The organism is Enterobacter cloacae complex sp. 385G4 (genome assembly GCF_057320665.1).
The window spans coordinates 202,634-222,100 of record NZ_JBXWDD010000002.1 but is presented as its reverse complement, the minus strand read 5'-3'; the positions used below and the strand labels follow the sequence as shown (position 1 = coordinate 222,100).

Sequence of the window (19,467 nt, the reverse complement as noted above, 5' to 3'; positions counted from 1 at the left end):
CCGCTCAAGGGGTAACACGGTGTGTTACGTTAAATAATATCGGCGAAAGTAAGAAAAGCTTGAGAGCAAAACGCCCGGGCAAGCCGGGCGTTTTGTGGGAAATTAATGCTGCTTTTTCGCACGGTCTCGGTGACCGATATTCGAAAAGACGTTGAACACTTCACCCAGGCCGTAGATGGCACCGAGGATGATGGCCATCACTACTGGTACCATGATCACGGCGAATACCAGACTTTTCAACAACTCTAACATGGTTTTCTCCAGATTTTGTGAATGGGCTATTCTACCCTGAAAAGTAAGAAAAACATCCCCTTTTGTGCGATGCCCTTTGCGCCCTGCACCATTTGGGTCACAATATTCTTTTTGCCAGGACACTGTTATGCAGGCCGAAATTCTTCTTACTCTCCGACTTCAGCAAAAGCTTTTCGCCGATCCCCGACGTATTGCCCTGCTTAAACAGATAGAACAAACCGGCTCAATTAGCCAGGGCGCTAAGAACGCCGGGATTAGCTATAAAAGCGCCTGGGATGCCATCAATGAAATGAACACCCTGAGCGAGCATCCGCTGGTGGACAGAGCCACAGGGGGCAAAGGCGGTGGAGGTGCTGTTGTCACACGCTACGGCCTGCGCCTGATTCAGCTCTACGATCTCCTGGGCCAGATTCAGCAAAAAGCGCTCGATGTATTGAGTGACGACGACAACGTTCCTCTGGACAGCTTGCTGGCCGCCATTTCCCGCTTCTCGTTGCAGACCAGCGCCCGCAACCAGTGGTTTGGTACGGTGACGGCGCGCGATAATCTCCAGGTACAGCAGCATGTTGAGATCCTGCTTGCCGATGGTGTCACCCGTCTGAAAGCGGCGATAACGGCCCAGAGCGCAGAGCGCCTTGACCTGGATGAAGGTAAAGAGGTGCTGGTGTTGCTGAAAGCACCCTGGGTCAATATCACACGCGATCCGGACAAGGCAAAGGCGGCTGATAACCAGCTGCGGGGTACCATCAGCCATATCGAACGCGGCAAGGAGCAGTGCGAAGTGCTGATGCCCCTGGCAGACGGACAGGCGCTTTGCGCCACGGTCCCGCTCAGCGAGGCGAACGATTTAGAAGAAGGTGCTGTCGTCACCGCATATTTCAACGCGGACCGTGTGATTATCGCCACATTGTGCTGAGCGCATTGACAATCGTGACGACAGTGCGTATCCCTGATATCTATTGCTGCAAAAAATGGGATATATCATGTCATCATTGCATATTTCGCAAGGTACGTTTCGTCTTAGCGATACCCGAACGCTGACGATTGCCGATCTGACAATACGCGCGGGTGAAAGCTGGGCGTTTGTCGGCACTAACGGCAGCGGTAAATCCGCGCTGGCCCGCGCGCTGGCCGGAGAGCTTACCCTTCTCAAAGGCGAATGCCGGCGCGATTTCACGCGCCTGACGCGCCTGTCCTTTGAACAGCTGCAGAAGCTGGTCAGCGACGAGTGGCAGCGCAACAATACCGATTTACTCAGTCCTGGCGAAGAAGATACCGGCCGCACGGCGGCGGAAATTATTCAGGATGAGGTGAAAGATCCCGCCCGCTGTCAGCATCTGGCGGAACAGTTTGGCATTTCCGCGCTGCTGAACCGGCGCTTTAAGTACCTCTCTACCGGCGAGACGCGGAAAACGCTGCTGTGCCAGGCGCTCATGAGCCAGCCGGAATTGCTGATTCTGGATGAGCCCTTTGACGGGCTGGATGTCCACTCCCGCGCCCAGCTGGCTGCCATGCTGGACTCTCTGAATCAGGAAGGCTATACGATCGTACTGGTGCTGAACCGCTTCGATGAAATTCCTGACTTCGTGCAAAACGCGGGCGTGCTGGCAGACTGTAGCCTGATCGAAACCGGAGAAAAATCCGCGCTGCTCCGACAGGCGCTGATTGCCCAGCTTGCGCACAGCGAAAAGCTGGCGGGCATTGCGCTGCCGGACCCCGACGCGCCGGCAGCACGCCACGGTCTCGACCCCAGGCAGCCGCTTATCGTCCTGCGCGATGGCGTAGTCTCCTATGACGAACGACCGATCCTGAATCACCTCAGCTGGACGGTTAATCCTGGCGAACATTGGCAGATTGTCGGTCCCAACGGCGCGGGGAAATCCACGCTGCTGAGCCTGATAACCGGCGATCACCCGCAGGGCTACAGTAACGATCTGACGCTGTTTGGCCGCCGTCGCGGCAGCGGCGAAACCATCTGGGATATCAAAAAGCACATTGGCTACGTTAGCAGCAGCCTGCATCTGGATTACCGGGTCAGTACCACGGTACGCAACGTGATCCTTTCCGGCTATTTTGATTCCATCGGCATTTATCAGGCGGTGTCAGATAAACAGCACAAGCTGGCCCAGCAGTGGCTGGATATTCTGGGGATGGATAACCGGGTGGCTGACGCGCCGTTTCATAGCCTGTCGTGGGGGCAGCAGCGCCTGGCACTGATCGTTCGCGCGCTGGTAAAACACCCTACACTCCTGATCCTCGACGAGCCGCTGCAGGGGCTGGATCCGCTTAACCGACAGCTGGTCCGCCGCTTTGTGGACGTGCTGATTAGCGAAGGTGAAACGCAGCTGCTGTTCGTTTCACACCATGCCGAAGATGCCCCCTCCTGCATCACCCACCGCCTCGAGTTTGTCGCGGACGGTGAGGGTTATCGCTATCTTCTCAGCAACGTAAATTAACCGCGGAGGGCACCGCCCTCCTCTTTTCAGATAACTTGCATCAATACATCGCTATCTCTTTGATCTAGAATGCTCTACGTCATCGAAAAAGCGAGCGTGAAAACGAGTGTAAACGATTCCACTATTTTATCCCATGTCACACTTTTTGCGTCTCTGTTATGCTATGGTTATTACATACCATAGGCCCAATGGAGCGAATTATGCGAGTTCTGGTAACAGGTGGTAGCGGTTACATCGGAAGTCATACCTGTGTGCAGCTGCTGCAAAATGGTCACGATGTGATCATCCTCGACAACCTGTGCAATAGTAAGCGCAGCGTGCTGCCGGTGATTGAACGTCTTGGCGGTAAACAGCCGACTTTCGTGGAAGGCGACATCCGCAACGAAGCGCTGATGACCGAGATCCTTCACGACCACGCCATCGAAGCGGTGATCCACTTCGCAGGGCTGAAAGCGGTCGGTGAATCCGTTGCGAAACCGCTTGAGTATTACGACAACAACGTCAACGGTACCCTGCGTCTGATCTCCGCCATGCGCGCGGCAAACGTCAAAAACTTTATCTTTAGCTCCTCCGCCACCGTCTATGGCGATCAGCCAAAAATTCCTTACGTTGAAAGCTTCCCGACCGGTACGCCGCAAAGCCCATACGGCAAAAGCAAGCTGATGGTAGAGCAGATCCTGACCGACCTGCAAAAAGCCCAGCCGGAGTGGAGCATCGCCTTGCTGCGCTACTTCAACCCGGTCGGCGCCCATCCGTCTGGCGATATGGGTGAAGATCCGCAGGGCATTCCGAACAACCTGATGCCGTACATCGCCCAGGTGGCGGTAGGCCGTCGCGAGTCGCTGGCCATTTTTGGCAATGACTACCCGACCGAAGACGGCACCGGCGTGCGTGACTATATCCACGTGATGGATTTAGCAGACGGCCACGTTGCAGCCATGCAGCAGCTGGCTGACAAACCGGGCGTGCATATTTATAACCTCGGCGCCGGGGTCGGCAGCAGCGTGCTGGACGTGGTTAACGCCTTCAGCAAAGCCTGCGGTAAGCCGGTGAACTACCACTTCGCTCCGCGTCGTGATGGCGACCTGCCAGCTTACTGGGCCGATGCCACCAAAGCCGATAAAGAACTTAACTGGCGTGTCACCCGCACGCTTGATGAAATGGCACAGGATACCTGGCACTGGCAGTCACGCCACCCGCAGGGTTATCCGGACTAAGGATCCGTCATGACTTCGTTTAATCCCGTCGATCACCCGCATCGTCGTTTTAACCCGCTAAGCGGGCAATGGATTTTGGTCTCTCCGCATCGCGCCAAGCGTCCCTGGCAGGGGGCGCAGGAGACGCCTGCAAAACAGACCCTGCCGCAGCACGATCCGGATTGCTTCCTCTGTCCGGGCAACACGCGCGTGACCGGGGATAAAAACCCGGACTACAAAGGCACCTTCGTGTTTACCAACGATTTTGCCGCCCTGATGACCGATACCCCGGATGCCCCCGCGAGTCACGACCCGCTGATGCGCTGCGAAAGCGCGCGCGGTACCAGCCGCGTGATCTGCTTCTCGCCCGATCACAGCAAAACGCTGCCGGAGCTGAGCGTGGACGCGCTGAAAGAGGTGGTCAGCACCTGGCAGGCGCAAACAGCTGAGCTGGGGCAGAGCTATCCGTGGGTGCAGGTGTTCGAAAACAAAGGCGCGGCGATGGGCTGCTCTAACCCGCATCCGCACGGCCAGATCTGGGCGAACAGCTTCCTGCCCAACGAAGCCGAGCGTGAAGACCGTCTGCAGAAGGACTATTTCGCAGAAAACGGCTCACCCATGCTGGTGGACTACACCCAGCGCGAGCTGGCCGACGGCAGCCGTACCGTAGTGGAAACCGAACACTGGCTGGCGGTCGTGCCTTACTGGGCCGCCTGGCCGTTTGAGACGCTGCTGCTGCCGAAAGCGCACGTTCAGCGCATTACCGATCTCAGCGACGCGCAGCGCGACGACCTGGCGCTGGCGCTGAAAAAGCTGACCAGCCGTTACGACAACCTGTTCCAGTGCTCCTTCCCGTATTCCATGGGCTGGCACGGCGCGCCGTTTAACGGCGAAGAGAATCATCACTGGCAGCTGCACGCCCATTTCTATCCGCCGCTGCTGCGCTCTGCAACGGTGCGTAAATTTATGGTGGGCTATGAAATGCTGGCGGAAACCCAGCGTGACCTGACGGCGGAACAGGCGGCAGAGCGTCTGCGTGCCGTCAGCGACGTCCACTATCGCGAATCAGGAGTCTAAAAATGAGTCTGAAAGATAAAACACAATCCCTGTTTGCTGAGAAATTTGGCTACCCTGCCACCCACGTAATTCATGCACCTGGTCGCGTCAACCTGATCGGCGAGCACACCGACTACAACGACGGCTTCGTGCTGCCGTGCGCCATTGATTACCAGACGGTTATCAGCTGTGCGAAGCGCGATGACCGCCAGGTTCGCGTGATTGCGGCGGATTACGGTAATGAGACGGACGAGTTTTCCCTTGATGCCCCGATTGTGACGCACGACAGCCAGCAGTGGTCTAACTACGTGCGCGGCGTGGTGAAGCATCTGCAGAAGCGCAACAAGAACTTCGGCGGCGCCGATTTAGTCATCAGCGGCAACGTGCCGCAGGGTGCGGGCTTAAGCTCGTCGGCCTCGCTCGAAGTGGCCGTGGGAACCGTCTTCCAGCAGCTGTATCATCTGCCGCTGGACGGGGCGCAAATTGCCCTGAACGGTCAGGAAGCGGAAAACCAGTTCGTGGGCTGCAACTGCGGCATCATGGACCAGCTGATCTCCGCGCTGGGCAAAAAAGAGCATGCTTTACTGATCGACTGCCGCTCGCTTGGCACCAAAGCCGTTCCGCTGCCAAAAGGCGCGGCCGTCGTGATTATCAACAGTAACTTTAAACGCACGCTGGTGGGCAGCGAGTACAATACCCGCCGCGAACAGTGCGAAACCGGCGCGCGCTTCTTCCAGCAGCCTGCCCTGCGCGACGTGACGCTCGATGAATTTAACAAAGTGGCGCACGAGCTGGATCCTGTCGTCGCCAGACGCGTGCGTCACGTGCTGACCGAAAACGCCCGTACCGTTGAAGCCGCCTCCGCGCTGGCGAAAGGTGACCTGAAGCGCATGGGTGAGCTGATGGCGGAATCTCACGCCTCCATGCGCGATGATTTTGAAATCACCGTGCCGCAGATCGACACCCTGGTGGACATCGTCAAAGCGGTTATTGGCGATAAAGGCGGCGTGCGCATGACGGGCGGCGGCTTTGGCGGCTGCATCGTCGCGCTGGTGCCGGAAGAGCTGGTCCCTGCCGTCCAGGACGCCGTGGCGAAGCAGTACGAAGCGCAAACGGGCATCAAAGAAACGTTCTATGTATGTAAAGCATCACAAGGAGCCGGACAGTGCTAAACGAAACACCTACCCTCGCACCGGATGGTCTGCCGTATCGCCTGTTAACCCTGCGCAACAGCGCGGGGATGGTGGTTACGCTGATGGACTGGGGTGCGACCCTGCTTTCTGCCCGCGTACCGATGCCGGACGGCAGCGTGCGCGAAACCCTGCTGGGCTGCGCCTCACCCGAGCAGTACGTTAATCAGTCTGCCTATCTGGGCGCGTCCGTCGGGCGCTATGCCAACCGCATCGCGAAGAGCCGTTTTGAGCTCGACGGCGTGCAGTACCCGCTGCTGCCAAGCCAGGGCGAGAACCAGCTTCACGGCGGTCCGGACGGGTTTGATAAACGCCGCTGGAAAATTGTTCGTCAAAACGACGGCGAAGTGCTGTTCTCGCTGGATTCGCTTGATGGCGATCAGGGTTTCCCGGGGAACCTTACCGCGTCCGCGCGCTTTACGCTGACGGACGACAACCGTATCGCTATTGAATACCGTGCGACGGTCGATAAGCCGTGTCCGGTTAACCTGACTAACCATGCCTACTTCAATCTCGACGGCAACCAGTGCGACGTGCGTAACCACAAGCTGCAGATCCTGGCGGACGCGTATCTGCCGGTTGACGAGATGGGCATTCCGTATCAGGGCCTGAAAGACGTGAGCGGGACCAGCTTTGATTTCCGCAGCGCGAAAGTTATCGCCCAGGATTTCCTGAGCGATGACGATCAGCGCAAGGTGAAAGGCTACGATCACGCGTTCCTGCTGCACGCCAAAGGTGATGTGAAGCAGCCTGCCGCACAGGTCTGGTCCAGCGATGAGAAACTGCAGATGACGGTGTATACCACCGCCCCTGCCCTGCAATTCTACTCGGGCAACTACCTCGGCGGCACGACGGCGCGCGAACACAATGAGTACAGCGACTGGCAAGGACTTGCGCTTGAGAGCGAGTTCCTGCCGGACAGCCCCAATCATCAGGAATGGCCGCAGCCGGACTGCGTGCTGCGCCCCGGTGAAGAGTACATTAGCGTGACGGAATACCATTTTATTCCGAAATGATTTCCAGCCCTCCCATCGGAGGGCTTTTTTCTGCGCGTCTTGCTGAAAATAGCGCCGATCGCTGACAAAATCCTAACCCTGGATTCACAAGCATCTTACACTCAGAGACTATTTTCGCTATGGTTAGGGTTAAGCGTTGCTGCTGGCACGGCCACAGCAATATAATGAGAATTGTTATCATTCTAAAAATGCTTGAGGAGTAAGAGATGGCTATTACTAAGCTGGTCCTGGTGCGTCACGGCGAAAGCCAGTGGAACAACGAAAACCGCTTTACCGGTTGGTACGACGTTGATCTGTCCGAGAAAGGCGTAAGCGAAGCAAAAGCAGCAGGTAAACTGCTGAAGGAAGAAGGCTTCAGCTTTGATTTTGCTTACACCTCTGTGCTGAAACGTGCCATCCACACCCTGTGGAACGTGCTGGACGAACTGGATCAGGCCTGGCTGCCGGTTGAGAAATCCTGGAAACTGAACGAGCGTCACTACGGTGCGCTGCAGGGTCTGAACAAAGCGGAAACCGCTGAGAAATACGGTGACGAGCAGGTTAAACAGTGGCGTCGCGGCTTCGCGGTCACCCCACCAGAGCTGACCAAAGATGACGAGCGCTATCCGGGCCACGACCCGCGCTACGCGAAACTGACCGACGCTGAGCTGCCAACCACCGAGAGCCTGGCGCTGACCATCGACCGCGTTGTGCCTTACTGGAACGAAACCATTCTGCCACGCCTGAAAAGCGGTGAGCGCGTGATCATCGCTGCTCACGGTAACTCCCTGCGCGCGCTGGTGAAATATCTGGACAACATGGGCGAAGACGAGATCCTCGAACTGAACATCCCAACTGGCGTACCGCTGGTATATGAGTTCGACGAAAACTTTAAGCCAATCAAACATTACTACCTGGGTAACGCGGACGAGATCGCAGCGAAAGCAGCGGCTGTCGCGAACCAGGGTAAAGCGAAGTAATTTTCGCCGGACATAAAAAAAGCGCGGAGCCTTCCGCGCTTTTTTATTTGTGCGTGAGGACTCAGCCGCGGCGCGCTTTTACCGCATTCGCCAGCTGACGCAGGATGGCATCGGTATCGTCCCAGCCAATGCAGGCATCGGTGACGCTTTTGCCATACACCAGCGGCTCGCTGCCTTCCAGGTTCTGGTTACCTTCAACCAGATGGCTTTCGATCATCACCCCAATTACCGCCTTCTCACCGTTAGCGATCTGCTGACAGACGTCTGCCCCCACTTCCATCTGCTTTTTGAACTGCTTGCTGGAGTTGGCGTGGCTGAAGTCGATCATCACCTGCGGTGGCAGCCCGGCTTTTTCCAGCCCGGCCTTCACCTCTGCCACGTGTTTTGCACTGTAGTTTGGCTCTTTACCGCCGCGCAGAATGATATGGCAATCACCGTTACCGCTGGTGTTGACGATGGCGGAGTGACCCCATTTGGTCACGGACAGGAAGCAGTGCGGCGCACCCGCGGCGTTGATGGCATCGATAGCCACTTTGATGGTGCCATCAGTACCGTTTTTGAAGCCCACCGGACATGAGAGACCGGAAGCCAGCTCGCGGTGAACCTGAGATTCAGTGGTACGGGCACCAATGGCGCCCCAGCTCATCAGGTCTGCCAGGTATTGTGGCGTAATCATATCCAGGAACTCGCCGGCAGCAGGCAGGCCGCTGTCGTTGATCTCCAGCAGCAGCTTGCGCGCAATGCGCAGGCCGTCGTTGATCTGGAAGCTGTTATCCATGTGCGGATCGTTAATCAGCCCTTTCCAGCCCACGGTCGTGCGCGGTTTTTCAAAATAGACGCGCATGACGATTTCCAGCTCATCCTTTAACTCTTCACGCAGGGTGAGCAGACGCGCCGCATACTCTTTCGCAGCGGCAGGATCGTGAATGGAGCACGGGCCAATCACCACCAGAAGACGATCGTCATTACCTTTCAGGATCTTGTGGATCGCTTTACGAGCATGAGAAACCGTATTTGCGGCATTTTCAGTGGCGGGGAATTTCTCAAGGAGTGCTACAGGAGGTAATAACTCATTGATCTCTTTGATGCGTAAATCGTCGTTCTGATAATTCATCTTCTTTCCAGCTCTGCCATATCTTTAGTAATGAAAGCAATCCTTTCAATCTATCTTGTCGACCAGGAAGTGTAAACACGGTTTTACACTTCACGCAGATAATTCCTGGAATTCGCCTAAAAATCGCCACAAAATAGCGAAAAATGAGATCTAACCTAAGCTTTTTAACTGTAACAACCATTTTTAAACGCTTAAACGCGATTCCCTACTGACGTAAGTCCGTAAGGCGGAATCTTTCGCCTATAAAAAGATGCACTGTTGGAGAATGTTATCCAGCGTAACGACAAGAACAGGAGCACCATCATGAAAATGACAAAACTGACCACCCTCTTCCTGACTGCCACACTCACCCTTGCCAGCGGCAGCGTCCTGGCCGCAGAAACGGGTGCTTCAGACAGCAACGGTGATGCCAATGCGGCAGCAGCGGCAGGCCAGGTTGCGCCTGATGCGAAACAGAATATCGCCCCGAATAATGTCGATAACAGCCAGATCAATACCGGCAATACCAACACCGGCGGTACTATGCTGCATCCGAACGGTAGTGCTTCCGATACCATGAATCATGACAACATGAGCTCGGATGAGGTTCATAAGAACTCGATGTGCAAGGACGGCAAATGTCCCGATCCGAACGACAAAGTGGGTAACGACGCCAATACCAAAACTGATGGCACAACCCAGTAATTCTTGATGCTTCAAATGTGAAAGGAGAGCCCAGGCTCTCCTTTCTTTTTGGAGTAACCTGTTAAAAACGCTACACTAAAATAATAACGAATCAGGAAAGCAGACATGGCGCACACCCACTCACACCCATCTTCTCCCGGCAACGACAATGCAAAACGACTTATGCTGGCCTTTGGCGTTACGGCCACGTTTATGGTTATCGAGGTCATTGGCGGCCTGGTTTCCGGCTCGCTGGCGCTGCTGGCTGATGCCGGACATATGCTGACCGATGCCGCAGCGCTGCTTTTCGCCCTGCTGGCGGTGCAGTTTGCTCGCCGCCCACCCAACGCGCGTCATACCTTCGGCTGGCTGAGGCTGACCACCCTTGCCGCGTTTGTTAACGCCATCGCGCTGGTGGTTATTACTGTTCTTATCGTCTGGGAGGCCGTACAGCGTTTCAGGCACCCGCAGCCCATCGCCGGGACGACAATGATGGTGATTGCCGTGGCGGGGTTGCTGGCAAATATTCTGGCGTTCTGGATTTTGCATCGCGGCAGCGGGGAAAAGAACCTTAACGTTCGCGCTGCGGCTCTGCATGTGCTGGGGGATTTGCTCGGCTCAGTCGGGGCGATTGTCGCCGCGCTGGTGATCCTCTATACCGGCTGGACGCCTGTCGACCCCATTCTCTCCGTGCTGGTATCGTGTCTGGTCTTGCGCAGCGCCTGGCGGCTACTGAAGGAGAGCGTCAATGAACTGCTGGAAGGGGCGCCGGCATCAATGGACATTGACGAGCTGAAACGAAACCTGCGCCGTACTGTCCCGGAAGTGCGTAACGTTCATCACGTGCACGTCTGGCTGGTAGGCGAGAAGCCGGTCATGACGCTGCACGTCCAGGTCATCCCGCCCCACGACCACGACGCGCTGCTTGAACGCATCCAGCACTTTCTTGAACATCACTATGAGATTGGTCACGCCACCATCCAGATGGAGTATCAGCCCTGTAGCGGGCCGGACTGCCACCTTAACGAGGCGCAGCCCGACCATTCACATCATCACCACTAGCTTGAAAGCGCGTGTGAGCCACGCTCACGCGCGCTCTTGATCCACATCCGGCTGCCGTTCAGGGCAATGAATGTCAGCAGCAGATACTCCAGCGACATGGCATAGACGCCCTGAAGGGCAAAAATCACCACGCTGATGACGTTGATGATGACCCACAGCAGCCAGTTCTCAACGTATTTACGGGTCATCAGGACCATCGCCGCGATCGACAGCACCATCATGCAGGAATCCCAGAACGGGAAGGCATCCGGCTGAAGCTCCGGCATCGTCACGTTGAGGCCAATCGCGGACATGACCGAAACGGCAACGCGGGTCAGGAACGCAAACACCGGGTTGATGTAGACGGTCATCAAACCAATGGCGACGACGCAGGCGACAAACCAGGCGATGGCTTTCGGTAAGGGCAGCCAGCGGATCTGCAGCTCCGCCTCCTGCTGGCTGTTCTGCCGGGACCAGGCGTACCAGCCGTAAATATTGGCGGCGAAGAAAAACAGCTGTAAAAGCAGGCTGGCGTACAGCTGGATCTGGAAGAAGATAATCGCAAACAGCGTGACGTTAATCAGCCCGAACGCGTAGTTGCTGATCTTCTCCAGGCTTGCCAGCCAGATACACAGCAACCCCGCCAGCGTGCCTACGGCTTCAATCCATGACAGGTCATAGCCACCTGCACCAATCGGTATATGAACCAGAATGTTTTGCGTGCTAAAAAAATCCATCTTTTCCCCAGTGCGTTTTTGAATTAAGTACGTAGTGTAGCCGCAAAATCCAGCATGCGGTTAAGCGGAATTAACGCACCGTCACGCAGAGCGGCGTCCACATGAATTTCATGCGCTGCACCGCCTGTCTCGAGCCCTTCGGCAATGGCCTTCAGGCCGTTCATCGCCATCCACGGGCAATGCGCGCAGCTGCGGCACGTCGCACCCTCACCTGCCGTTGGTGCTTCCAGCAGCTCTTTCTCCGGTACGGCCTGCTGCATCTTATAGAAGATACCGCGATCGGTCGCGACGATGAGCTGCTTGTGCGGCAGCGTCCTGGCCGCGTTGATAAGCTGGCTGGTTGAGCCAACCGCATCGGCCATATCAACAATCGACTGCGGTGATTCAGGATGAACAAGAATGGCCGCGTCAGGATAAAGCGCCTTCATACGAGACAGCGCCTGGGTCTTGAATTCGTCGTGCACAATGCAGGCGCCCTGCCAGCAGAGAACGTTAGCGCCGGTCTGCTTCTGAACGTAATTGCCAAGATGGCGGTCAGGGGCCCAGATAATTTTCTCACCCAGGCTGTCCAGATGCTCAATCAGCTCAACGGCGATGCTCGACGTGACCACCCAGTCTGCGCGCGCTTTTACCGCCGCAGAGGTGTTGGCGTAAACAACCACGGTCCGGTCAGGATGGGCGTCGCAGAAGGCGTTGAATTCCTCAATCGGGCAGCCGAGATCGAGCGAACACTCCGCATTGAGCGTCGGCATCAGAATGGTTTTTTCCGGGCTGAGGATCTTTGCCGTTTCGCCCATAAAACGCACTCCTGCAACCAGCAGCGTGGAAGCGGGATGTTTTGCACCGAAGCGGGCCATCTCCAGTGAATCAGAAATACAGCCCCCGGTCTCTTCCGCCAGCTGCTGGATTTCCGGATCGGTGTAGTAATGGGCCACCATCACCGCATCGCGCTCTTTGAGAAGCCGTTTGATCTTCTCGCGGTAGAATTGTTTTTCATCCTGGCTTAATGGCACAGGCTTTGGCGGAAACGGATAGATTGCGGCTTCAGGATCGAACATCACGCTCATTATGGCTTCTCGTTTTACTGGCTTAACAATATTGCCTTTCTTTTGCCTGACAAAGCAAAACGCAGGGCAATTGTGTTTTATATACTAAACAAGATAGCGAATCTGGAGTGAAAAGTCACCGGGAATAGATGGGCGGAGCATTTGTTGTACGGCAGATAGCAAAAAGGCGCCTTTAGGGCGCCTTTCTACACTGGTGGGTCGTGCAGGATGACTCGCTTCGCTCGCCCTTCGGGCCGTCGCCGAAAACGGCTCCGGTGCCTCACTACGTTCGGCTCGAACCTGCTGCAGGTTCGAATCATCCAGATCGCAGATAGCAAAAAAGCGCCTTCAGGGCGCTTTTTTACATTGGTGGGTCGTGCAGGATTCGAACCTGCGACCAATTGATTAAAAGTCAACTGCTCTACCAACTGAGCTAACGACCCCTTGCGGGATGTACTGCAAACTTATTCAGGCTGGTGGGTCGTGCAGGATTCGAACCTGCGACCAATTGATTAAAAGTCAACTGCTCTACCAACTGAGCTAACGACCCATTCGGGTGTTGCCTGAATTATCACTCGGCACCAATAAAATTGGTGGGTCGTGCAGGATTCGAACCTGCGACCAATTGATTAAAAGTCAACTGCTCTACCAACTGAGCTAACGACCCGAGTGGTGGGTGATGACGGGCTCGAACCGCCGACCCCCTCCGTGTAAAGGAGATGCTCTACCAACTGAGCTAATCACCCACTCTGTACTGCCGGAACTGCGCTAAGTGGTGGGTCGTGCAGGATGACTCGGCTTCGCCTCGCCCTACGGGCCGTTGCTGACGCAACGTTATCCTTCACGTTTTACTACTAATTCCACCTGACTTAGTGGTGGGTCGTGCAGGATTCGAACCTGCGACCAATTGATTAAAAGTCAACTGCTCTACCAACTGAGCTAACGACCCACTTTTATGCTGCTTTCACGTTGTTTGATATCCCGTGGCAACGGCGGCATATATTACTGATTTAAGAATTCTGCGCAACAAAAATTTCGATGAAGATCACTTAACTGCTTAGTAATCATGCTGCACGACCAGAAATAACGCGATTTCTGGTCATGCGATAATCATCCCATCGAATTCAGGCGTTTTTGCGCCTGCTTAGCACCTTCGGTGCCCGGGAATTTTGCGACCACCTGCTGATAAACCGCTTTGGCTTTCGCCGTGTCGCCTTTGTCCTGCATGATCACGCCAACCTTAAACATCGCATCTGGCGCTTTCGGCGATTTCGGGTAATTTTTTACCACGGAGGCAAAATAAAACGCCGCATCGTCCTTTTTACCCTTGTTGTAATTCAACTGACCGAGCCAGTAATTCGCATTTGGCTGATAGGTTGAGTCAGGGTATTTCTTGATAAAGTTCTGAAACGCAGCGAGCGCGTCATCCTGACGAGATTTATCCTGCACCAGGGCAATGGCCGCATTGTAATCCGTATTCGCGTCACCGCTCTGTACAGGCGCACCTGTTGAGGCTGAAGCATCATCAGACGGCGCAGGCGCTGAGGTTGCCGCGCCGCTTTGATCGCCCGCTGCGGGTTGTGCTGCTGCACCGCCGCTGCTGAGGCTATCTATCTGCAATAAAATTTGCTTCTGACGTTCCACAACCTGGTTAAGCTGATACTGACTTTCCTGAATCTGACCACGGAGAGAGTCAATATCGTTTTGGTTATCGGAAAGTTGCTGCTGGAGTTGGGTTAAAAGCTGACTGTGAGCGTTAGAAATACGCTCGAGCTGAGTGACCCGGTCTTCTACCGAGCCTGAGCCGACACTACTGATTGGTGCCTGAGCAAAAGCGGCCCAGGGGGCCGCTATTCCAACCAGTAACGACAGACTCAACAGATGATGTCTGAAGTTACTGCTCATGCAATTCTCTTAGTAAACCAGTACGGCACGACGGTTTTTGGAGTAAGCCGCTTCGTCGTGACCCAGTACTGCAGGTTTTTCTTTACCGTAAGAAACGATGGAGATCTGGTCAGCAGAAACGCCTTTACCCTGCAGGTACATCTTAACGGCGTTAGCACGACGTTCACCCAGGGAGATGTTGTACTCTGGAGTACCACGTTCGTCCGCGTGACCTTCTACGGTGACTTTGTAAGATGGGTTGCTACGCAGGAAGTTAGCGTGAGCATCCAGCATCGCAGCGAAGTCAGAACGGATGTCGTATTTATCCAGATCGAAGTAAACGATGTTGTTCTGCTGCAGCTGCTGCATCTGAAGACGCGCTTGCTCTTCAGAAGACATGTTGCCATTGCCGTTCGCGTCCATACCGGTACCGGCACCCATCATGCCTTCGCCGCTCTGGTCATTGCTGGCGTTCTTGTTAGAAGAACACGCTGCGATTGCCATTACAGGCAGAGCGATCATCAGCCCCTTCAGCACTTTGTTCAGTTGCATTTCTATGATTCCTTTAGTAATCAATTAATTATTATTTACAGATACGGCGACCAGGCAGGTGATTTTACCTGTCCATCAGTGGCCGGAATACGCGCTTTGAAACGCCCATCTGTAGAAACCAGATTCAGCACAGATCCCATCCCCTGAGAAGAGCTGTAGATTACCATAGTGCCGTTAGGTGCCAGACTTGGCGTTTCATCCAGGAACGTTGACGACAGAACTTGAACGCCACCCGCTACCAGATCTTGTTTGGCAATGTGCTGCTGCCCACCGTTGGAGCTGACCATTACCATGAATTTACCGTCGCTGCTCACGTCTGCGTTCTGGTTCTGAGAGCCTTCCCAGGTGATACGCTGCGGAGCACCGCCGTTAATGTTCACTTTATAGATTTGTGGACGGCCTGCCTGGTCAGAGGTAAACGCCAGGTTTTGGCTGTCCGGGAACCATGATGGTTCAGTATTGTTGCTGCGACCGTCGGTCACCTGACGGATCTGGCCAGAGCCAATGTCCATCACGTACAGGTTCAGGCTACCGGTTTTAGACAGCGCAAACGCCAGTTTAGACCCATCTGGTGAGAAGGAAGGCGCACCGTTGTGACGTGGGAACGACGCTACCTGACGCACCGCACCGTTAGCCAGCGTCTGGATAACCAGCGCAGAACGACCACTTTCGAAGGTCACATACGCCAGTTTAGACCCGTCCGGAGACCAGGCTGGAGACATTAGCGGCTGTGAAGAGCGTTTCACCAGGAACTGGTTGTAACCGTCGTAGTCAGATACGCGCAGCTCGTACGGGAACTGACCGCCGTTGGTCTGTACCACATATGCGATACGGGTACGGAACGCACCTTTAATACCGGTCAGCTTTTCGAATACCGCGTCGCTGGCCGCGTGTGCCGCGTAGCGCAGGTACTGTTTAGTGACCTTGTAAGAGTTCTGTGCCAGGACGGTACCCGGTGCACCGCCGGTATCCACCAGCTGCCAGGCCACGTTGTAAGAACCGTCCGGGTTAGGCGTAACCTGCCCCACCACCACGGCATCAATACCCAGCGCAGACCATGCAGCAGGCTGGACTTCCTGCGCACTGCCCGGCTGCTGCGGCAGACGAGAACGATCTAACGGGTTGAATTTACCGCTGTTACGCAGGTCAGCCGCCACGATGCCACCGGCATCTTCAGGTGCAGCGCCAGGACCGGCCCACTGGAACGGAACAACACCGATTGGGCGTGCCGAGTCCACCCCCTGGGTGATCTCGATACGTACTTCTGCGTGCAGGACTGCTGCCCACAGCATTAAAAAACTAAATGCTACACGTAATGCCTGCTTCATCATATCTCCCTTATCCGGGTAACCTTACCCACGATAATTTAGCAGAATGTTAACAAACTCAAATAGACAAAACTACCCGAACCCTGTGACTAAACCTGGTCTATTTTTCCCCGTTTGCACGGGGAAAATGTAACTTAAGGTTTGAAGTCCAGCGGCGCATTTTTGAAGACTTCGTAGACTGCCTGAGAAGGCGGTTTAGGCATCTTCGCCTGACGCGCTGCAGCCAGAGCCGCAGTACATAAAGCCGGGTCGCCACCTTCAGACTTAATATCAAGCAGCATGCCGTCCGGAGCCAATTTTATACGCAGCGTACACGTTTTACCGGCATAGGAAGACGCATCATAGAACCGGCTTTCAATCGCCGATTTAATCTGCGCGGCATAGCCGTTGATTTCAGCCCCTGTCGCACCGTTACTCTTAGTGTTACCACTTCCGGTCGGCGCTGCGTTGTTTCCTTTCGCGCCACCGCCCGTTTTCGGTGCATTCTTACCGGAGCTTAAATCCCCCAGCAGATCGTCAACCCCTGCGGCGGCCGCGGCTTTTTCAGCGGCAGCAGCCTTTTTAGCAGCCGCTTTTTCAGCAGCTGCTTTCTTATCGGCAGCGGCCTTCTCAGCTGCAGCTTTTTTATCAGCAGCGGCTTTTTCAGCGGCGGCAGCTTTTTCGGCAGCAGCCTTCTCAGCCGCAGCGGCTTTCTTCGCAGCCTCGGCAGCCGCTTTCTTCTCTGCGTCCTGAGCGGCTTTCTTCGCGGCTTCGGCTTCAGCTTTCTTCTGTGCGTCAGCAGCGGCTTTCTTCGCGGCTTCCGCTTCGGCTTTCTTCTGGGCATCCGCAGCGGCTTTCTTCGCGGCTTCGGCCTCAGCTTTCTTCTGGGCATCGGCAGCCGCTTTCTTCGCCGCTTCTGCCGCTAATTTTGCCTGGGCATCAGCCTGCGCTTTGGCATCCGCTGCGGCTTTTGCTGCCGCCTCTTCCGCCTGCTTTTGCTGTTCCTGCGCTTTCTTCGCGGCCTCTTCGGCTTGCTTCTGCTGTTCCGCCTGCGCTTTCGCAGCTTCCTGCGCCTGCAAACGTTCTTTCTCAAGCTGCTTCAAACGCTCCTGCTCGGCGGCCTGCTTCTCACGCAGCTCTTCCGCCTGCTGTTGCGCCTGTTTTTCGCGCTGCTCTTCAGCCCGTTTGGCACTCGCCTTCTGCTGTTGTTCGCGATTATAGTTTTGCACTACCGCACCGGGATCCACCATTACGGCGTCAATGGAAGACCCTCCACCGCCGCCTGCTGATGCATCAATATGCTCGTCGAACGAACTCCAGATCAGCGCTGCAAAAAGAATAACGTGCAGCACTGCGGAGACGATTATCGCTCGCTTAAGCTTGTCGTTCTGTTCGGTTGCCTTTGACACTATCGGTTCCCAAAAACTACGCGGATGATCAAATAGGTTGAGTCATTAAGCCAACTGACTTAACACCCGCACTATGTAGCAAGTTCAGCGCTTTAATAATTTCATCGTAGGGTACGTCTTTCGCGCCACCGATTAAGAAGACCGTTTTCGGATTTGACTCCAGGCGACGCTGCGCTTCGGCAATAACCTGCTCAGGTGGCAGCTGATCCATACGATCTTTTTCTACCACCACGCTGTACTGCCCTACGCCGGAAACTTCAATGATGACCGGAGGATCGTCATTGGTGCTCACCGCCTGTGATTCTGTCGCATCCGGCAGATCGACTTCCACACTCTGGGTAATGATGGGCGCTGTTGCCATGAAGATCAGCAGCAGTACCAGCAGAACGTCCAGCAGTGGCACGATATTGATTTCGGACTTGAGCTCGCGACGACCTCGTCCACGCGATCTGGCCATGGTTTACCCCTTGTTGCTCTCGGTGCTGGTAAACGCCTGACGGTGCAGAATCGCGGTGAACTCTTCCATAAAGTTGTCGTAGTTCAGTTCCAGTTTGTTCACGCGCTGGTTCAGACGGTTGTAAGCCATTACCGCCGGAATTGCCGCAAACAGACCGATAGCGGTCGCAATCAGTGCTTCAGCGATACCCGGTGCAACCATCTGCAACGTCGCCTGCTTCACCGCGCCCAGCGCGATAAAGGCGTGCATGATCCCCCACACGGTACCAAACAGACCGATATACGGGCTGATAGAACCCACGGTACCGAGGAAAGGAATGTGCGTTTCAAGATTTTCCAGCTCGCGGTTCATGGAGATACGCATCGCACGCGATGCCCCTTCCACGACGGCTTCCGGCGCATGATTGTTTGCCCGATGCAGACGAGCGAACTCTTTGAATCCGCTATAGAAAATTTGTTCGGAGCCGGTCAGGTTTTCACGGCGTCCCTGGCTCTCCTGATACAGGCGAGAAAGTTCAATACCCGACCAGAACTTATCTTCAAATGCTTCCGCTTCACGGCCAGCAGCATTGAGGATACGCGTTCTCTGGATGATGATGGCCCAGGATGCGATTGAAAAACCAATCAAAATCAACATGATAAGTTTAACCAGAAGGCTTGCCTTCAGGAACAAATCAAGGATATTCATGTCAGTCACTGCTTAAACTCCGCGACAATAGACTTAGGAAGCGCACGAGGCTTCATTATGGTTGGATCAACACAAACAATCAGTACTTCAGCTGAGTTCAGTACGGTGTTCTCTGCGTTGACTATCCGCTGCGTGAAAACCAGTGAGGTCCCGCGCATTGATGTAATTTCAGTTTGGACTTCGAGCATATCGTCGAGTCTGGCAGGCGCAAAATACTCAAGCGTCATCTTGCGTACCACGAAGGCAACTCGCTCAGCCAACAGCACCTGTTGACTAAAGTGATGATGGCGCAGCATCTCTGTGCGTGCCCGTTCATAAAAAGCAACGTAGCTGGCGTGGTAAACCACACCACCGGCATCGGTATCTTCGTAATAGACACGAACCGGCCATCGAAACAGCGTTGTATTCACTTTACATCCCAGTAATGCAACAAAAGTTAGAGCTT

20 protein-coding genes, 5 tRNA genes and 1 other RNA gene are annotated in these 19,467 nt (G+C 55.1%); 9 read left to right on the top strand and 17 right to left on the bottom strand.

What is annotated here, in order from left to right; all coding sequences use genetic code 11:
- Positions 1-102: 102 nt before the first annotated feature.
- Complete coding sequence (locus AC2FAJ_RS08970; RefSeq protein WP_013097516.1) at positions 103-252, bottom strand: AcrZ family multidrug efflux pump-associated protein; 150 nt, start codon at positions 250-252, stop codon at positions 103-105.
- 127 nt (positions 253-379) lie between these two features.
- Here AC2FAJ_RS08970 and modE point away from each other — a divergent pair, with 127 nt between their 5' ends.
- The 7 genes from modE (at position 380) to gpmA (ending at position 8,125) form a co-directional block, all read left to right on the top strand.
- Positions 380-1,168, top strand: a complete 789-nt coding sequence (modE, locus tag AC2FAJ_RS08965; protein WP_485454045.1) for a molybdenum-dependent transcriptional regulator — start codon at positions 380-382, stop codon at positions 1,166-1,168.
- Between the two features lie 67 nt (positions 1,169-1,235).
- On the top strand, positions 1,236-2,708 hold the full coding sequence (gene modF / locus AC2FAJ_RS08960) for a molybdate ABC transporter ATP-binding protein ModF (RefSeq protein WP_485454044.1): 1,473 nt from the start codon (positions 1,236-1,238) through the stop codon (positions 2,706-2,708).
- A 200-nt stretch (positions 2,709-2,908) separates the two neighbouring features.
- Positions 2,909-3,925, top strand: a complete 1,017-nt coding sequence (gene galE / locus AC2FAJ_RS08955) for a UDP-glucose 4-epimerase GalE (protein ID WP_041910754.1) — start codon at positions 2,909-2,911, stop codon at positions 3,923-3,925.
- 9 nt (positions 3,926-3,934) lie between these two features.
- The gene (gene galT / locus AC2FAJ_RS08950; protein ID WP_100170588.1) at positions 3,935-4,981 is read left to right on the top strand and encodes a galactose-1-phosphate uridylyltransferase; all 1,047 of its coding nucleotides are present in this window, start codon (positions 3,935-3,937) and stop codon (positions 4,979-4,981) included.
- A 2-nt stretch (positions 4,982-4,983) separates the two neighbouring features.
- Positions 4,984-6,132 (top strand): galactokinase, encoded by a 1,149-nt coding sequence (gene galK / locus AC2FAJ_RS08945; RefSeq protein ID WP_319880907.1) that lies wholly within the window; start codon positions 4,984-4,986, stop codon positions 6,130-6,132.
- Positions 6,126-7,166 (top strand): galactose-1-epimerase, encoded by a 1,041-nt coding sequence (galM, locus tag AC2FAJ_RS08940; protein ID WP_041910757.1) that lies wholly within the window; start codon positions 6,126-6,128, stop codon positions 7,164-7,166. The genes galK and galM overlap by 7 nt, the downstream gene beginning before the upstream one ends.
- 206 nt (positions 7,167-7,372) lie before the next feature.
- The gene (gene gpmA, locus AC2FAJ_RS08935; protein WP_008501111.1) at positions 7,373-8,125 is read left to right on the top strand and encodes a 2,3-diphosphoglycerate-dependent phosphoglycerate mutase; all 753 of its coding nucleotides are present in this window, start codon (positions 7,373-7,375) and stop codon (positions 8,123-8,125) included.
- A 61-nt stretch (positions 8,126-8,186) separates the two neighbouring features.
- On the opposite strand, the gene aroG is transcribed toward gpmA, so the two are convergent.
- Entirely contained in the window at positions 8,187-9,239 is a 1,053-nt protein-coding gene (gene aroG / locus AC2FAJ_RS08930; RefSeq protein WP_028012394.1) for a 3-deoxy-7-phosphoheptulonate synthase AroG, read from the bottom strand.
- A 303-nt stretch (positions 9,240-9,542) separates the two neighbouring features.
- Between aroG and AC2FAJ_RS08925 the strand changes: the two genes are divergently transcribed.
- Both AC2FAJ_RS08925 and zitB read left to right on the top strand, forming a co-directional pair.
- Positions 9,543-9,923: a protein YbgS gene (locus tag AC2FAJ_RS08925; RefSeq protein WP_045259933.1), complete on the top strand. Its 381-nt coding sequence runs from the start codon at positions 9,543-9,545 to the stop codon at positions 9,921-9,923.
- 105 nt (positions 9,924-10,028) lie between these two features.
- Positions 10,029-10,964: a CDF family zinc transporter ZitB gene (gene zitB, locus AC2FAJ_RS08920; protein ID WP_028012392.1), complete on the top strand. Its 936-nt coding sequence runs from the start codon at positions 10,029-10,031 to the stop codon at positions 10,962-10,964.
- Here the strand turns inward: zitB and pnuC are convergent.
- The 15 genes from pnuC to ybgC all read right to left on the bottom strand — a co-directional run bounded on the left by pnuC (position 10,961) and on the right by ybgC (position 19,432).
- Complete coding sequence (pnuC, locus tag AC2FAJ_RS08915) at positions 10,961-11,680, bottom strand: nicotinamide riboside transporter PnuC (RefSeq protein ID WP_028012391.1); 720 nt, start codon at positions 11,678-11,680, stop codon at positions 10,961-10,963. The two genes, zitB and pnuC, sit on opposite strands and share 4 nt — an antisense overlap.
- 23 nt (positions 11,681-11,703) lie before the next feature.
- Positions 11,704-12,747, bottom strand: coding sequence for a quinolinate synthase NadA (nadA, locus tag AC2FAJ_RS08910; protein ID WP_060573580.1), 1,044 nt, complete (start codon positions 12,745-12,747; stop codon positions 11,704-11,706).
- Positions 12,748-12,938: 191 nt separating this feature from the next.
- A non-coding RNA gene (locus tag AC2FAJ_RS08905) (RtT sRNA) lies at positions 12,939-13,067 on the bottom strand.
- 26 nt (positions 13,068-13,093) lie between these two features.
- A tRNA-Lys gene (locus AC2FAJ_RS08900) sits at positions 13,094-13,169 on the bottom strand.
- 31 nt (positions 13,170-13,200) lie between these two features.
- Positions 13,201-13,276 (bottom strand) — tRNA-Lys (locus AC2FAJ_RS08895).
- A 41-nt stretch (positions 13,277-13,317) separates the two neighbouring features.
- Positions 13,318-13,393: transfer RNA gene (locus AC2FAJ_RS08890), tRNA-Lys, on the bottom strand.
- A gap of 3 nt (positions 13,394-13,396) precedes the next feature.
- Positions 13,397-13,472 (bottom strand) — tRNA-Val (locus AC2FAJ_RS08885).
- Between the two features lie 127 nt (positions 13,473-13,599).
- Positions 13,600-13,675 (bottom strand) — tRNA-Lys (locus tag AC2FAJ_RS08880).
- Between the two features lie 161 nt (positions 13,676-13,836).
- Positions 13,837-14,631, bottom strand: coding sequence for a cell division protein CpoB (gene cpoB / locus AC2FAJ_RS08875; RefSeq protein WP_060573582.1), 795 nt, complete (start codon positions 14,629-14,631; stop codon positions 13,837-13,839).
- Positions 14,632-14,640: 9 nt separating this feature from the next.
- On the bottom strand, positions 14,641-15,162 hold the full coding sequence (gene pal, locus AC2FAJ_RS08870) for a peptidoglycan-associated lipoprotein Pal (protein WP_003858578.1): 522 nt from the start codon (positions 15,160-15,162) through the stop codon (positions 14,641-14,643).
- A gap of 35 nt (positions 15,163-15,197) precedes the next feature.
- Positions 15,198-16,490, bottom strand: a complete 1,293-nt coding sequence (gene tolB / locus AC2FAJ_RS08865) for a Tol-Pal system beta propeller repeat protein TolB (RefSeq protein ID WP_013097529.1) — start codon at positions 16,488-16,490, stop codon at positions 15,198-15,200.
- Between the two features lie 134 nt (positions 16,491-16,624).
- Complete coding sequence (gene tolA, locus AC2FAJ_RS08860) at positions 16,625-17,878, bottom strand: cell envelope integrity protein TolA (protein WP_028012388.1); 1,254 nt, start codon at positions 17,876-17,878, stop codon at positions 16,625-16,627.
- Between the two features lie 28 nt (positions 17,879-17,906).
- Positions 17,907-18,335, bottom strand: a complete 429-nt coding sequence (tolR, locus tag AC2FAJ_RS08855; protein WP_003858589.1) for a colicin uptake protein TolR — start codon at positions 18,333-18,335, stop codon at positions 17,907-17,909.
- Positions 18,336-18,338: 3 nt separating this feature from the next.
- Positions 18,339-19,031, bottom strand: coding sequence for a Tol-Pal system protein TolQ (gene tolQ, locus AC2FAJ_RS08850; RefSeq protein ID WP_008501101.1), 693 nt, complete (start codon positions 19,029-19,031; stop codon positions 18,339-18,341).
- Complete coding sequence (ybgC, locus tag AC2FAJ_RS08845) at positions 19,028-19,432, bottom strand: tol-pal system-associated acyl-CoA thioesterase (protein WP_003858593.1); 405 nt, start codon at positions 19,430-19,432, stop codon at positions 19,028-19,030. Before ybgC ends, tolQ begins: the two co-directional genes overlap by 4 nt.
- Positions 19,433-19,467 lie beyond the last annotated feature (35 nt).

Coding starts and splice junctions, on each gene's coding strand:
- AC2FAJ_RS08970 (WP_013097516.1), bottom strand. CDS start 252: ATGTTAGAGTTGTTGAAAAGTCTGGTATTCGCCGTGATCATGGTACCA.
- modE (WP_485454045.1), top strand. CDS start 380: ATGCAGGCCGAAATTCTTCTTACTCTCCGACTTCAGCAAAAGCTTTTC.
- modF (WP_485454044.1), top strand. CDS start 1,236: ATGTCATCATTGCATATTTCGCAAGGTACGTTTCGTCTTAGCGATACC.
- galE (WP_041910754.1), top strand. CDS start 2,909: ATGCGAGTTCTGGTAACAGGTGGTAGCGGTTACATCGGAAGTCATACC.
- galT (WP_100170588.1), top strand. CDS start 3,935: ATGACTTCGTTTAATCCCGTCGATCACCCGCATCGTCGTTTTAACCCG.
- galK (WP_319880907.1), top strand. CDS start 4,984: ATGAGTCTGAAAGATAAAACACAATCCCTGTTTGCTGAGAAATTTGGC.
- gpmA (WP_008501111.1), top strand. CDS start 7,373: ATGGCTATTACTAAGCTGGTCCTGGTGCGTCACGGCGAAAGCCAGTGG.
- aroG (WP_028012394.1), bottom strand. CDS start 9,239: ATGAATTATCAGAACGACGATTTACGCATCAAAGAGATCAATGAGTTA.
- AC2FAJ_RS08925 (WP_045259933.1), top strand. CDS start 9,543: ATGAAAATGACAAAACTGACCACCCTCTTCCTGACTGCCACACTCACC.
- zitB (WP_028012392.1), top strand. CDS start 10,029: ATGGCGCACACCCACTCACACCCATCTTCTCCCGGCAACGACAATGCA.
- pnuC (WP_028012391.1), bottom strand. CDS start 11,680: ATGGATTTTTTTAGCACGCAAAACATTCTGGTTCATATACCGATTGGT.
- nadA (WP_060573580.1), bottom strand. CDS start 12,747: ATGAGCGTGATGTTCGATCCTGAAGCCGCAATCTATCCGTTTCCGCCA.
- cpoB (WP_060573582.1), bottom strand. CDS start 14,631: ATGAGCAGTAACTTCAGACATCATCTGTTGAGTCTGTCGTTACTGGTT.
- pal (WP_003858578.1), bottom strand. CDS start 15,162: ATGCAACTGAACAAAGTGCTGAAGGGGCTGATGATCGCTCTGCCTGTA.
- tolB (WP_013097529.1), bottom strand. CDS start 16,490: ATGAAGCAGGCATTACGTGTAGCATTTAGTTTTTTAATGCTGTGGGCA.
- tolR (WP_003858589.1), bottom strand. CDS start 18,335: ATGGCCAGATCGCGTGGACGAGGTCGTCGCGAGCTCAAGTCCGAAATC.